Annotated in this window: 13 protein-coding genes; 6 read left to right on the top strand and 7 right to left on the bottom strand. The window is 65.8% G+C overall.

The window, feature by feature from the left end:
• On the bottom strand, positions 1-659 hold a 659-nt coding region (locus QOC69_RS11690), incomplete at its 3' end, for a globin domain-containing protein (protein WP_526439539.1).
• 53 nt (positions 660-712) lie between these two features.
• On the opposite strand from QOC69_RS11690, the gene QOC69_RS11685 reads away from it, so the two are divergent.
• Positions 713-874, top strand: a complete 162-nt coding sequence (locus QOC69_RS11685; protein ID WP_526439537.1) for a hypothetical protein — start codon at positions 713-715, stop codon at positions 872-874.
• On the opposite strand, the gene QOC69_RS11680 is transcribed toward QOC69_RS11685, so the two are convergent.
• Positions 862-1,560 carry a GAP family protein gene (locus tag QOC69_RS11680; protein ID WP_526439535.1) on the bottom strand — a complete coding sequence of 233 codons (699 nt, stop codon included), beginning with the start codon at positions 1,558-1,560 and terminating at the stop codon, positions 862-864. The two genes, QOC69_RS11685 and QOC69_RS11680, sit on opposite strands and share 13 nt — an antisense overlap.
• Between QOC69_RS11680 and QOC69_RS11675 the strand changes: the two genes are divergently transcribed.
• Entirely contained in the window at positions 1,454-1,870 is a 417-nt protein-coding gene (locus tag QOC69_RS11675) for a DUF4440 domain-containing protein (protein WP_526439533.1), read from the top strand. The genes QOC69_RS11680 and QOC69_RS11675 overlap by 107 nt on opposite strands.
• A 115-nt stretch (positions 1,871-1,985) precedes the next feature.
• A complete protein-coding gene (locus QOC69_RS11670) occupies positions 1,986-5,162 on the top strand; it encodes a multicopper oxidase family protein (RefSeq protein WP_526439531.1) in 3,177 nt (1,058 codons plus the stop codon).
• On the opposite strand, the gene QOC69_RS11665 is transcribed toward QOC69_RS11670, so the two are convergent.
• The 3 genes from QOC69_RS11665 to QOC69_RS11655 are packed head-to-tail and all read right to left on the bottom strand — an operon-like array spanning position 5,159 to position 9,668.
• On the bottom strand, positions 5,159-6,130 hold the full coding sequence (locus QOC69_RS11665; protein WP_526439529.1) for an antibiotic biosynthesis monooxygenase: 972 nt from the start codon (positions 6,128-6,130) through the stop codon (positions 5,159-5,161). The two genes, QOC69_RS11670 and QOC69_RS11665, sit on opposite strands and share 4 nt — an antisense overlap.
• Complete coding sequence (locus QOC69_RS11660) at positions 6,127-8,844, bottom strand: molybdopterin-dependent oxidoreductase (RefSeq protein WP_526439527.1); 2,718 nt, start codon at positions 8,842-8,844, stop codon at positions 6,127-6,129. The genes QOC69_RS11665 and QOC69_RS11660 overlap by 4 nt, the downstream gene beginning before the upstream one ends.
• Positions 8,841-9,668: an FAD binding domain-containing protein gene (locus QOC69_RS11655; protein ID WP_526439525.1), complete on the bottom strand. Its 828-nt coding sequence runs from the start codon at positions 9,666-9,668 to the stop codon at positions 8,841-8,843. The genes QOC69_RS11660 and QOC69_RS11655 overlap by 4 nt, the downstream gene beginning before the upstream one ends.
• Positions 9,669-9,949: 281 nt before the next feature.
• Between QOC69_RS11655 and QOC69_RS11650 the strand changes: the two genes are divergently transcribed.
• Positions 9,950-11,356 (top strand): guanine deaminase, encoded by a 1,407-nt coding sequence (locus tag QOC69_RS11650; protein WP_526439523.1) that lies wholly within the window; start codon positions 9,950-9,952, stop codon positions 11,354-11,356.
• Positions 11,357-11,365: 9 nt separating this feature from the next.
• Entirely contained in the window at positions 11,366-12,316 is a 951-nt protein-coding gene (locus QOC69_RS11645) for an antibiotic biosynthesis monooxygenase (protein ID WP_526439521.1), read from the top strand.
• 8 nt (positions 12,317-12,324) lie between these two features.
• On the opposite strand, the gene QOC69_RS11640 is transcribed toward QOC69_RS11645, so the two are convergent.
• Both QOC69_RS11640 and QOC69_RS11635 read right to left on the bottom strand, forming a co-directional pair.
• Entirely contained in the window at positions 12,325-12,894 is a 570-nt protein-coding gene (locus tag QOC69_RS11640; protein WP_526439519.1) for an Rv0361 family membrane protein, read from the bottom strand.
• 54 nt (positions 12,895-12,948) lie between these two features.
• Positions 12,949-13,653: a VC0807 family protein gene (locus QOC69_RS11635; RefSeq protein ID WP_526439516.1), complete on the bottom strand. Its 705-nt coding sequence runs from the start codon at positions 13,651-13,653 to the stop codon at positions 12,949-12,951.
• Positions 13,654-13,817: 164 nt separating this feature from the next.
• On the opposite strand from QOC69_RS11635, the gene QOC69_RS11630 reads away from it, so the two are divergent.
• The coding region (locus tag QOC69_RS11630) for a Clp protease N-terminal domain-containing protein (RefSeq protein ID WP_526439514.1) at positions 13,818-14,419 on the top strand (602 nt) is incomplete at its 3' end.

The following is a 14,419-nucleotide window of genomic DNA, read 5'->3' as shown; positions in this document are numbered from 1 at the left end:
GCGGTGCTGACCATGCCGCCCCTGACCGATCGGATGTGAAACTCGATGGCGCCGTCGCGGTCGGCGGGTATCGACGGGCTGAGATGGCGCCACCGTCGTGGCCACTGGGGAATCTCGACGGTGACGTACTGGCCGGGGTGGTAGTACAGCGGGCGGTCGAGCTGGAGCCGCACGATCGACACGTCGCGGGTGGCGCGGATGTGTTCGACGACCTCTGCGTCGCGGTAGGGCGGGCCCTTCTCCGCATCGGCGGCGCCGCGCATGACGCCGACGAGCAGTGCTACCGCGTCGCGGGCCGCCGAGGCCAGCCGGTCGTCCCACCGCTCGATCAGATGGTCCTGCAGGGTGCGCAGCAGCGCGTCGTGCATGATGTCGTAATGACGTTGGGTGACACCGTACTTACGGTGATCACGGCCCAGCTGCGCCAGGAACGCGACGGGCTCCTCCGCACGCTGCTCGATCAGCTCGCCGAACAGCCACGTCAACGCGCGGCCGAAGACCGCGCGCTGTTGGGCCATGTCGGGGGGGAAGAGATCGCGGGCGGAGATGTCGGTGGCGAACCAGCGAGTGTAGAACCGGTGAATCAGGTCGTCCGAATCGCGCTCCGGGTCCACCGCGTCACGCAGCGTCGTCAGCGCGTCGCGATCGTCGAGTCCCACGCCGCCCGAGTGTAGTTACGCGGTCGACCTCGAGCCCCGGCGGAACCCCGGCGATGATGATCAACACCGCGCCGGCGATCGCCCAGCAGGTCAGCACCACAATCGCCGTCGTCCCACCGGCGCCGGAGAAGAAGGCCGTCGACCGCAGCAGCGCCCTGTGGCAACAATTGGCCGAGAGTGCCCCGGTCACGGGGCAGCATCTCTACAGCCCGTGAATTCCCTTGTACAGCACCAATAGACCGAGAACGACCAGGATGGCGGCGATGAGGGTGGCGTGCTGGCGTTCCATCCAGTCCTTGAGCCTGACCAGCGGCTGATGGAGGCGGTCGCCGGACACCGCGTAGGCCACGATGGGGAGCGCGACCGTGGAAGCGGCGATCGCCACGTAATACACCAGGCCCAGCGCTGCGCCCTTCCGGCCCAAACCTTCGGTGCCGATCGCCAAACCCGCTGCGGCGCACATGAACAGCACCTTGGGGTTGACGACGACGAGGATGATCGCGGTGATGAAGGCCCGGCCAGGGGTGATCTTGGCGAAGCTGTTCATCCACTTCGGCGAGTGCTCCGAGCGCTTGCGCGTCACCCACTTGTAGATCCCGAACGCGATCAGCGCGGCGCCCGCCACGATGCGAACGTACGACGCCCAGCTCGGAGGTTTGTCCAGTCCGCCGCCGAACAGGTTCGACACCTCGATGAAGATCTGTGTCAACGCGGCAAGTCCGAGGATCCAGCCGATGAGGAACGCCAACCCTGTCGGCCTCGGTCTCGGCGCATGCAGAACCAGCACCGCCGGGATGATCGACAGTGGCGACAGGGCGACCACCAGGGCCAGCGGGATCAGTTCGGCGAACACTGCCGTCAACCTAGCAAGGCCGGCGTCGTTCCTCGGCAAACCCGCCATGAAATTGACATGTCCGTGCCTATGCTCCGAGCCCCAACCGGCCGAGGAGTCGAATGAGACGGCCATCATGTCCGGCGACCGGCCGACCATCGAAGCGATCCTGAGCCCCACCTTCCGCCATGTGAACGCGGACGGGCAGATGTTCGACCGCGGGCAGGAGATCGCGGCCATGGAACCGTTGCCGTTCTCGTTCAATGCCTCCGAACAGTTCGTCGACGTCGCTGGTGACACCGCCGTGATCCACGGGGTCAACACCGTGCTGCAGGACGGCGTTTGGATGGCGCTGTCGGCGCAGGAGACCAAGCTGTAGCCAGGTGGCTGCACGCAGGATCGATAATTTTCGGAAACGCTAATTCGGCAGAGTTTGCTGTGTAGGGTTCCTCAGGGCCCAGCGTCTGGTGCTGGCCGTAGCCTTGAGGGGCGTCATGCCGCTTCGTTCAGTGAAATCGATTCTGGCGCTCGTGACCACCGTGGCGATGGCCGCGATGCTGACGAGTTGCACGTCGCAACCGAAGGAGGCGGCCAGTCCGCCGCCGGGCGTGAATGCCGGACCGGATGGCAAACCGGCGCCGTTCCGCGAGCCGGTCCGGTTGTCCAGCAAGGACGGCGTGCTCGAGGTCCGGCTGTCGGCACACCAGGGCACCGTCAACCTGGACACCGTCAAGGAGCCGGTGACCAACTTCCTGGTGTTCGGCTTCGACCTGATCAAGGGAACGGCCTCGGACGGCTCGACCAAGGGTGACAACCTCTATCCAGCCCCCACGCTGCGCGTCGACCCCGGCGAGAAACTGATCGTGCACTACGACAACGATTTGCAGAACCTGACGATAAAGGACTTCTATGACCCAGCGTTCACCCCGACGAATGGCGAAGTCCCGATCTACCCGCCGACGCTGACAGAGGCGCCGCTCAATCTGCACACCCACGGCTTGCACGTCAGCCCGTCGGGAAATGCCGACAACGTGTTGTTGAGCATCCCCGCAGGGATGGGCAACACCTACGTCTACGACGTGCCGAAGAACATGCCCAACGGGCTGTACTGGTACCACAGTCACCGGCACACGATGACGACCCAGCAGACCTACGCCGGCCTGGCCGGGCTGCTGGAGATCGGACGCCCCGACGGCAATCTGCCGGTGGTCACGCAGAACAAGATTCCCGTGCGCGACATGGCATTTCAGTACAACTACGTCTTCGACCGCAAGGGCAAGGGGCACCAGCTCAACAACTACAGCTGGCCACAGTTCGTCAGCACACTCAAACCGCCCGAGGGTTCACAACTGGCGGACGGGACCTATCAGCCGAGTCTGGCGCCGGTGAACATCGCCGAGACCAGCATGGGCGCCCAATACCTCACCCCCTGGTGGGCCGGACCGCTGTCGCCACACAACAACCGCGGCCAGACCCAATTCATCCCGCCGAACCTGATGAGCTTCGACAGCCCGACGGTAAAGATCCCCGAGAATGACGCACTGCCGGAGAATGAGCGCGACGTGCAGTTCACCGTCAACGGCCAGTTCCAGCCGGAGCTGAAGATCAAGCCGGGCCAGACGGAGATCTGGGCAGTGGCCAACATCAGCGACATCGGTTACATGACAGTCCGGCTGACCGAGACCGCCACCGGGAACCATCCGAAGTTCACCATCGTGGGGCAGGACGGCAACCCCTACACACAGGTCCAACGGCCGGTCTACGGGGACGGCACGACGCTGAGCGTCCCGCCCGGCTCGCGGTATGCAATCGCGGTGACGATGCCCAAGGAAGGTGATCTGGTCCTGGAGTTCCCGCCGAACCCGGAGGCCAAGCCGCTCGTGCTTCCCGGCGTGGTGTACACGAACAACGGCTCCAAGAACACCCCCGCGGTACTCGGCACGCTCACCGTGGATCCGAAATACATGAGCTTCGCCGACGGTTTCTTCGTGTTCCCCACCCAGACGCTGATTCACGCGACGCCGGACACCAGCGGACCGGGGCAGACCACCGCCTTCGAGCCGGGCCAAAACCTCGACGCGTACACGTCGTTCGTGGATACGTCGGTGATGACACCCGACGTCACGCGGGCGATGACGATCACCGACACGATCGGCGGGAACAAGGCCAGTCACAACGACCCCAAGGCCGTCATCTACATGTTCGAATCCGCCGGCTACCCGAACGTCCCGTTGATCCAGCCGCGACTCAACTCCGTGGAGGAGTGGAAGATCACGAACTTCAACAACGATGCGCATCCAATGCACATCCACGTCAACGACTTTCAAGTGATGGAGATCGACGACCCCAACCGGGGCAAGACGGGGGTGGAACCGTGGGGACTCGACAACGTCAACGTTCCAGCACCGATATTCAACGACATGCACGTCGTGAGCACGCCTGCCACGCTGACCCTGCGCCAGGAGTTCCTGGAGTACGCCGGTACCTACGTGATCCACTGCCACCGCCTGAACCACGAGGACAACGGGCTGATGGCCACCATCAGCGTGATTCCCGAGGTATCGACCTATGCCGTGGCAGTTCCCGGCGGGCACGGTAAACCGGCATCGGTTCAGGTCCGAGATGCCAACGGCGACAAGGTGTTGCAGACCGTGTACCCGTTCCCCGACTTCGAGGGCACACCGTCGGTGGCGATGGCGGACGTCAATGGGGACATGATTCTCGACCTCGTCGTCGGCACCGGAAAGGGTGCATCGCCTGAGGTTGTCGCATACGACGGCAACAACACCAAGGACGGGGTCTTCAAGACCGAGCTCACCCGATTCGCCCCATTCGACTCGGACTTCAAGGGCGGGGTGTCCGTTGCGGGCGCCGACATCGACGGAAATGCGCTGGCCGACAACATCATCGTCGGCTCCGGTCCAGGCATGGAGTCACAGGTGAAGGTGTTCTCCTCGACGCTGCCCAGTGAGCAGGGCAAGGCACCGGAGGTCTTCTCGACCTTCACGCCCAACCAGGGGTCTCAATCCGGGGTCACGCTGGCCACGGGCATGGTCGAAGCTGGATCGGGCCGGGAGACCCTGGTGACGGCACCCGGACCTGGCGATCCGCCGCTGATCAAGTCCTTCCGATGGGACCTCTACACGCCAACGGCGCGGGCGCAGGCCAACGGCACGGTGCCGCAGCACGTGACCAAGCCCACCGATCCGAAGCTCACGTCGGAGTTCCTGGCGTACGACGAGGACTACAAGGATGGGGTCGCGTTGTCGACGGGGTGGGTCGCTGGCGCGGAGGGCGGTGCCAAGACCATAGTCACCAGCCAGCTCGGCGGGGAGGGCACCGTGCGGGTGTGGTCGACCGGGTCGCTGCTCGACGGACAGCCCAGCATCTACCTGGAAAGCCCGAACCATCACGAGGAGAACGTCAAGTACAACCAGATCGCGTCGTTCGCTCCGTTCGCTGGCGCGAAACCCGGTGTGACGGTGGCAACGACGAGCACCACCTACGGTGCCGACCTGCTGGTGGCGGGGTTGACGCCGGCCGGTCAGGAGGTCCGCAAGTACACCCTGGGGCGGTCCGGGCCGGACGCGACGACCCTCGAACCGAAGCTGGTGGGGACGCTGCCGATGATTCCCGGGGTGCCGTCCGCCGTCCCGCTCGGCGGGCGCTAGGGCAGGTGCCAGAACACCCTGGTCACCAGGTAGAAGACCACGGTCCAGAACAGCAGTGCGCCGGCCGCGATGCCGATGCCTCGCCAGTTCGTCTGTGCCTTGGGCATATTCGGCGGTGGGCGCAGCCAGCGCTTCAGCAGGGGATTCACGTAGTACGGCATCGTCAGGAAGGTCATGGCGAAGCTGGACAGCAGGTTTCCGATGAGCAGGCCGAGCCAGAGCGGCATCTTCAGCGGTGACAACGCCAGAGAGAGGAACACCACGGTCGGGTACAGGCCCACCCACACCGCGATCGACGTCCTGATGTCCGAGGGCGGCGGCGCTTCGACTCCGTGCTCGTCGAAGGCGAACCAGCTTCCGAACGAGTTGTCGACGGTGCGCAACTGAAAGTCTGAGAACTTCTTGCCTTCGGCCAGGAGCTCCTTGCGTTCCTCGGAGAGGAGCCACGTGTCGAGATCTTCAGCGGTGGCGTAGCGGTACATCGCGGTCCACTCGTCTTGCACGCCCTCGATGGGGCGGAACAGCTCGCCGCCGCGGAAACCGTCGAAGTTGGTCTCCGCCAGCCGAAGTCGATCCTGCCAGGCCAGGAAGTCATCGACGTCATCCGGACTGACGCGGTGGGTCACGACGACGGTGACGAGCTGATCGGCAGGCTTTGCCGCACCGCCGATGACCTGTTGGGTGGGCGGACCGTCGACGAACTTCCGGCCTGCGGCGAGCCCTTCCTGACGGGTGGCGCTGTTCATCCAGGCCTGGACATTGGCGATGGAATCGAAGCGGTAGATCACCCCCCAGTCCCGCTGCACGGCAGTCGGCGGGGTGACCTCGGCGCCGATGAATCCGGGGTAACGCGAGGCGGCCTCGTTCAATTCGTGCTGCCAGGCAATGAATTCCTGCTCGCAGCCGGGATGGACTCGTTCGCCGATGATGACGGTGGCTGCGCCGCCGGTCTCCGTCAACTCGTTCATGTGGCCGTGAGCAATCGGTCGGAGCCCAGGCGGCTGTAGATGCGTTCGGGAGTGAGGGGCAGGTCGCGATACCGCACCCCGGTGGCGTCCTCGAGAGCATTGGCCAGCGCCGGTGCCACCGGGTTGATGCAGCACTCCGCCATGCCCTTGGACTTCATCGGTCCGACCGAGTCGGTCGACTTCACCAACAGCACCTCCGTCCTGGGAATGTCGGCGTAGGTGGGGATCCGGTAATTGCGAAGGTTCGGGTTGACCATGACGCCCTTGCCGTCGACGTGAAAGTTCTCGGTCAATGCGAAGCCGATGCCCATGGCGACGCCGCCCTCGATCTGACCGCGCACCTGGGCGGGGTTGATCACCACCCCCGGGTCGGCGGCCTGCACGCTGTAGAGGATCCGGATCTCGCCGGTGACCCGGTGCACGGCGATGCGGAAGCCGTGCGTGTTGGACGTCACGCTGCGCGGCGACCCGTACGCCTTGCGGGCTTCGGTGAACCGGATGCCGCGCTTGGCTGCTGCCGCGAGGAGTTCGGTCAACGAGAGTCGGGTGTCTCCGCACACCACTCCGTCGTCGTCCATCGCGCACGCGTCGATGCCGACCCCAGCGTGCGCGGCGGCGAAGCCGAGAATGCGGTCGCGCAGAGCGGTGGACGCCTTCAGTACCGCATTGCCGGCCACGAAGAGTCCGGCGCTGGCGAACGCCCCGGTGTCGAAGCCGGTACGGTCGGTGTCGGACTGCACGAGGTGTATCCGCGACGGTGTGGTGCCGAGCTGGGTGGCCGCGATCTGCACGTGCGCGGTCGACGTGCCTTCGCCGAACTCGACGGTGCCGACCGCGATCTCGTAGATGCCGTCATTGCGCAGCGTGGCCCACGCATCGGAGATGTGGTCGGTGGGTGGCGCGGTTTCGTGCATCGAGGACGCGATGCCTGCGCCGACCAGCCAGTCGTCGCCGAGGTCCTGCCCGCTGTCGTCGAGCCGCAATGCCTCGTCGACCAGATCGATGCATTGCGTGATGCCGTCCTCGGTGAACGTCACGTCGTCGGGATGGTCGGCGATCGCCAGTATGCCGTCACCGGGCTGAATCACGTTGCGCCGCCGCAGTTCCGCGGGGTCCATGTCGAGTTTGACCGCCAGCTCGTGGATGGCGGACTCCACCGCGAACGCGGGCTGCGTCATCCCGTAGCCGCGCAGCGCGCCGCTCGGCACGGTGTTCGTATAGACCGACCAGGCGTCGAATTTCTTGTTGGGACAACGGTAGAGGGCGATCGCGGCGCCAGCGGCGAACAGCGTCTCTCCGCCGTGATTGCCGTAGGCGCCGGTGTTGGACACATTGCGGAATCCGAACGCCGTCAGCGTTCCGTCGGCCTTGGCCCCGAGCTTGACCGTGCACTTCATCGGATGCCGTGGCGAGGCGGTGGTGAACTCCTCTTCGCGGGTGTACTCCCAGCACACCGGGCGCCCGGTGTCGAGCGTGGCCAGCGCGGGCAGGTCCTCGGAGATCAGCTCCTGCTTGCCGCCGAATCCGCCGCCGACCCGCATGCAGAACACCCGCAGTTGATCGGGCCGCAGGTCGAACAGATGGGACAGCTTGATCTTGGCGATCGACGGTGACTGCGAGCTGGTCCGCACGTTGAGCCGGCCGCCCTCCATCCAGGCGATCGACCCGTGCGTCTCGAGGTGTGCGTGCTGTACCCGCGGCGAGAAGTACGTGCCCTCGTGGATCACATCGGCTTGCGCGAATCCGGTTTCGGCATCACCGATTTCGCCGTGCAGTTCGAGCAGGATGTTGTGGGCCTTGTCATGGGCGAACGGGTCGTCGTAGCGGTGCAGTTGGGGTGCGCCGTCGGCCATCGCCTCCTCGGGGTCGAAGACCGCGGGCAGCACTTGGTACTCCACGACGACCTTGCTGCAACCCTCCTCGGCGGCGCGGACCGAGTCGGCGAGCACGGCAACCACCCGCTGCCCCGCGAAGCGAACGACGTTGTCGAGCATGTAGGTGTCGTCGGGGTCGACGAGGTGATCGGTGTGGATCGCGGTGCTGTAGCGCTTCCGCGGGACGTCCTCCCACGTGTACACCCGGTGCACGCCGGGCACGGCCAGCGCGGCCGACTTGTCGATCGACACGACGCGGGCGTGCGCGTGCGGCGAGTGCAGCACCTTCAGATGCAGCATGCCCTCCATCTCGGTGTCCATGGTGAACTCGACGGTGCCCGTCACGACGCCGGTGGCCGCAGGGGCACCGACGCTGGTGCCGACGGCCTGACCGGGCAGTGCCTCTTCGATCGCGGCGACGCCGTTGACGGCGTCCTCGATGGCGCGGTAACCCGTGCAGCGGCAGAGGTTTCCCTTCAGTGCCCGCGGCAGGTCTTGCTTCTGCTCGTCGGTGAACGTCGCCGAGGTCATGATCATGCCCGCAGTGCAGAAGCCACACTGAAATCCCGGGGCCTCGCGGAACTGCCTCTGCATCGGATGCAGGTCATCCGGTGTGCCGAGCCCTTCGATGGTGGTGACCTCACGGCCTTCTGCGCGGAACGCCGGGGTGATGCAGCTGTGCACCGGGTCGCCGTCCAGCCACACCGTGCAGGCGCCGCAATCGCCTGCGTCGCAACCCTTCTTGACGCCGTGAACCCCAAGCGACCGTACGAACGTGCGGAGACACTGTCCTGGGTCGGGCTCGGCGTCGAACGTGTCGCCGTTCACGGTATAACTCATGCCAGGACCTCCTCGGCCAGCTCGGCCCTGATCTCTTCGGCGTAGTACTTCGCCAGATGGCGGCGGTGGTCCGGAGTGCCGTTGGGGTCGTCGAACCAGACGTCGTCGCCGATCGCGTCGACGGCGTCCTGCACCGTGGCCGCGGCAGGCGCGGTGTCGAAGGCCAACCGGACGGGGTGCGTGGTGCCCGCGGTGATGGTCAGCAGCAGGTCGGTGGTGCCTGGCGTCTGGGTAGCGATCATGAAGATGGTCGACCGGCCCATGTGCGTCAGGGTGAAGCGTCGGTGTGTGTACCGCTTGCGCAGGGCGTCGGCCGGAACGTGGATGCTTCGTAGCACCTCGCCCGGGTACAACGCGTTCGCGTGGTTCCCGGTGACGAAATCGGCTGCGTCGAGCGTGCGTTCGGATCCGTCCGAGGCCAGTAGCGTGTAGGTGGACTCGAGTGCCACCGTCATCGTGATCATCGGGCCCGCGGGCAGCGACATGCAGATGTTGCCGCCGACCGTGGCGGAGTTCCACACCTTGAACGACGCCAGGAAGGCCTCGCAACTTGTCCGCAACAGCGGCGCAGCCCGCCACGCGGACGTCGCCGCGAACTCGTACAGGTCGTGGATGGTGCACATCGCCCCGATGTCGATGCCGTCGTCACCGGTGGTTAGGGCGTTCCAACCGAGCGGCATCAGGTCGATGAGGCGACGCAGGTCGGGCTGCTGGTCGGAGAACAGCCACGTCCCGCCCGCGAGCCACGCGTCACCGGGTCGCCAGTGTGCGCCGGGAGGGTCGGCGGGGTTCCGAATCACGTCGGTGATGGTGTTGATGTCCACGTCGCCGGTCCTTCTTGGGTGCGTCGTATCCGGCACGGCGAGCGCGCGTCGGCAGCCCGACTGTAGTCACCGGAACCGTTCGTCGCCGCTGATTGCCCGAAATGTTGTGACGCTGGAGTCAGTTATTCACCTATGATCTGAATGATCCTGTTCTGCAGTCGATCTGACTGGTGCCCGGCCAACGCCCGGGAGACCCGGCCACCACGGATGCGCGACGACGCCCCGCCGGGCGCCTTCTCGTGAATGAATGATCGTCAAGCCCGCACCAAGAGGAGTACTCGATGGCCAGTCAGATCCACCTGGGGCACATCTATCACATCGCAGGCGACCCGTTGGTCACCGAAGCGGCCGCCGCACTGGTCTCGATTCCGGACGGGGCACTGGTGATCGACGACGCGGGCGTGATCACGTACTGCGGTGAGCGGGAGTCGCTCCCGGCGGACGCGGAGACGGCGACCGTCGTCGACCACCGGCCGGGTTTCCTGTTGCCCGGATTCGTCGATACCCACATCCACTTCCCGCAGACCTATGCCGGCGACTCCTATGGTGGCGGCCAGCTGCTCGAGTGGCTCAACCTGTGCATCTTCCCGTCCGAATCCCGATTCGCCGATCCCGAATTCGCTCAGCAGGCCGCCGAGGAGTTCTGCCGCCGCCGCGTCGCCGCGGGCACCACCGCCGCCATGGTCTTCGGTTCGGCGTTCCCGCACGCCCAGGACGCGTTGTTCGCCGAGACGCAGCGACGTGGACTGCGGGTGGTCAGCGGACGAGGGATTCAGACCGTGGGTGGTGCGACCGCACAGCCGTTGCTCACCTCGGAGGAGGATGCGATCCGGCTCGTCCGCGAGGAGATCGACAAGTGGCACGGCGCCGACACCGGCGACCCCGACACGGCCCTGCTGCACGTGGCGATCGTGCCGCGGTTCTCGTTGTCGGTCACCCCCGAGACGCTGAAAAACCTTGGCGAACTCTATGATTCGGTCAAGAGTCGCGGTGTCTACGTGCACAGCCACCTCAACGAGAACGACCGCCCCGGCACCGGCGAGGTCGACTCCACCAAGCAGGCCTACCAGGTGAACTCCTACCTCGACACCTACGACGGCAAGTTCCTGCCCGGCTCGCAGGTCGGCGGCAAGAGCCTGCTCGGCAGGCGCACCATCCTGGCCCACGGCGTGCACTGCCAGGACGTCGAGCTGGCCCGGATGGCCGAGACCGGCACGTCCATCTCGCACTGCCCGATCTCCCAGCTGTTCCTCGGTTCGGGCACGATGCCGTGGAAGCGGACGGTGGCATCGGGTGTGAACATCGCGGCGGGAACCGATTTCGGCGGCGGCGACGAGTGGCTGATCCCCCGGGTGCTCGGCGACGCGTTCAAGGTGCACATCACCGAGCCGGGCGACGACGGCGTGTCCATGCACCCCGCCGAGATGCTGTTCGTCGGCACCCTGGCCGGCGCGAGGGCGCTCGACATGGAGAGCCGCTTCGGCAACTTCGACGTCGGCAAGGAAGCCGACTTCGTCGTCGTCGATCCATCCGGAACGCCCGCACTGCACGCCACGCTCGCCAACGCGGTCCGCGCCGATGACCCCGACCTGGCGCGAGAGCAGAGCCTGTTCGCCTTGCTGATGGGCATCCGAGAATCGTCCATCGCCGAGGTGTACGTGCGGGGCCGCAAGTTGGCGGCGGACTAGGCGGCGGTCATGGCCCCGACAACCGCCGTCACGATCTTCCATCCGGTGCAGAACGCAACGGGCTTCGATACCTGGCTGTCCGAACTGCGGGCGTCGGCCCGAGCCGCCGCAGGCGCCGTGTCCACCAGCGTGTCGGTGCACGACGAACCGGGCCTCGACTGGGCCTTGGCGGTCACCTTCTCCTCCGAGGCCGCGCTGCACGATTGGCTCGACAGCGCGGGTCGCCGGTCGCTGCTCGAAGCAGGTCAAGGTCTCGGATTCTGGTGCAGAACAACCGATCTGGTTCTGTCCGAGGGCACCGATGCACCGGCAGGAGTCACCGTATTCCGGCACAGCGTGGCCGTCGGCAAGGAATCCGACTTCCGGGCCGTCCAGTCCCGACTGGTCGCCGCCAGCTCACCGTTTCCCGGCTACGAAGGGACCGTCCTGCTACCTGCCGACTCCGGCGGCGAATGGCTGACGATCCTCCGGTTCAGGACGACCGCCCACCTGTCGGCATGGTTGCGGTCCTCCGCGCGCGACACGGCGCTGCCGGGGCTGAGGTCCAGCCTGACCAAGGGCTTCTCGTCGATGTCGAGGACGACACCGTTCGCCACCACCGTGCGCGTCCAGGACGGCCGCACGCTGATGACACCGAACTGGAAGTCGGCGATGTTGGTGCTGCTCGTTCTCTATCCCACGGTGATGGTGTTGTCCCGCTTCTTCGGGCCGGTGCTGGATCACGCAGGCGCCGAACCGTGGCTGGTGTTGTGGGCCAGCCAGATCGTCAGCGTCTCGGCGTTGCAGTGGTGGCTGATGCCCAGCGCGACGCGGCCATTCCGCAATTGGCTTGACCCGGTTGATGGAGCGGGCTTGCGGATCAGTGCGATCGGCGCGGCGGTGGTGATCGTGGGATACGGCCTCACGCTTGCGTTGTTCGCGTCGGTCAAGTGGCTTCAGTTCTGGGACTTCGCGGACTGAGGACGCAATCAGAATTCGCACCACTTCCAGTCGCTGTCCTCGCGGGCGAAGTCGATCTCGTCGGGGTCCTCGCCGAGATTCGTGATGGTGGCCGTCGCCGCGTCGCCGTTGACGTCGAACGCGGTCACCGTCAGCGTCAAACGCCCTGCACCATCACGCAACTCACGCAGGGCACTCCGGCTGAACTCGAGGTCGTTGCGCACGTCCTCGCAGAAGAGCTCGGACAACGCGTCGAAGTCCTTGTCGTTCCACGACTGCTCGAACTGGTCGACGACGTCGCGCAGCTGGTCCTCGTCGCTGGGCTTGGGTTTGTCCGCCGACGGGGTCGTCGGGCGAGTCACCGTGATGTCCGCCGAGTTGTTCGACGTGGCCACGACGGCGATGACCACCCCGACGACGATGAGCAGTGTCAGCGCGAGCGCACCGATGATGAGTCCGGTCTTGCGGCGCGGAGCGTCGGGCACCCACAGCGGCCAACCGGGCGGCAAGGGCGGCCAGGACGGGTCAGGCCGCCAATCCGGCGGGGGAGTCCAGCCGGGCGGTGCGGGTGGCCAGTTCGGCGGCGGGTTGAAGCGCATCTCCGCAGTCTGGTCGACGAGGGTGACGCTTGTTGTGGTTGTCGCGACTGACCGTCACGGGATGGAAGTACTGGTGAGTTGCGACGCGTCGGGCCGTGCAGCATCCACGTCCCACCGTGGTAGTCGCGCCGTCGTGACCGCCGTCCATGTCGCGAGACTCCCGATCACCATGACGCTGAACGCAGCGGAGACTCCGACCGAAACGCTGAGCGGCACCATGTAGATCAGCGGGAGGCGCAGCGCTGCTTCAAGGAGCATTCCGACCCCCCACACCCAGGCGGCTCGCCGGAACACCCGTCGAACGGCCACGTCGTCGTGGTAGGCCCGAGCCAGTGCGTCCGCGTCGCGGGGACGCCATGTTTGGAACGCGATGAGCGTCAGCGGGCGTTTGGTGGCCAAGCTTGCCAGGAACAAGCCGCCGATCAGTGAAGCTCCCACAGAGTTCTTCGCGAGCATGAGTCGCGGGTCACCGACGACGAATGCCAGCGCGAGGCCCATGCCAAACACGAGCATCATCATCGCGGCGAACCAGGTGATTCGACGGGACCGCAGGGCAACCCAGAACACCCTGCCGCCGGCGAACAGTGTGGCCGCCAACAAGGCGGTCCAGTCCGATGCTCCGAGAATCTGCAGCGTGTAGAAGCCGACGACTGGGATGCCTGCGTCCCACAACAGTCCCAGCAGGGGTCGTGCCGAACTCTTGAGCGACTTCTTCTCGGCCGGCACGCGGACGGATTCGGTCTCGCTGTTCTCGATCACGTTCCAATACTGACATATCGGCTATGACATGTCATCTGTGGAGGTTACGTTCTCGAAAATTGGCTAGAGTTGAGCGGAACAGACTCAACCTTGACGGCGTTGGTGTAGGCGACAAGCATTTCCCTGGCCATTCTTGCTGGCCACCCTGACGAATGGAGGAGTTCGTGGACTCGTTCAACCCGACCACGAAGACCCAGGCGGCGCTGACCTCGGCGTTGCAGGCGGCCACCGCCGCCGGTAACCCCGAGATCCGTCCCGCACACCTACTGATGGCGCTGCTGACCCAGAACGACGGCATCGCCGCGCCGCTGCTGGAAGCGGTCGGAGTCGACCCCGCGACCATCCGGACCGAGGCCCAGGGCCTCGTAGACCGACTGCCGATGGCCAGCGGCGCCAACTCGACGCCACAGCTCTCCCGGGAGTCGCTGGCAGCGATCACCGCTGCCCAGCAACTGGCGACCGAGATGGACGACGAGTACGTCTCCACCGAGCACCTGCTGGTCGGCTTGGCCACCGGCAGCTCCGACGTGGCCAAGTTGCTCACCGGCCACGGCGCGTCGCCGCAGGCGCTGCGCGAGGCGTTCGTCAAGGTGCGCGGCAGCGCCCGCGTCACCAGTGCGGACCCCGAGGCCACCTATCAGGCGTTGGAGAAGTACTCCACCGATCTGACCGCAGCCGCGCGTGAAGGCAAGCTGGACCCAGTCATCGGGCGCGACAACGAGATTCGTCGCGTCGTGCAGGTGCTGAGCCGTCGCACCAAGAACAA

The sequence above is a fragment of the Mycobacterium sp. genome (genome assembly GCF_032162105.1).
Lineage (GTDB): Bacteria > Actinomycetota > Actinomycetes > Mycobacteriales > Mycobacteriaceae > Mycobacterium.
The sequence above is the reverse complement of the archived record's forward strand: the minus strand, read 5'-3'. Positions and strand labels throughout refer to the sequence as shown.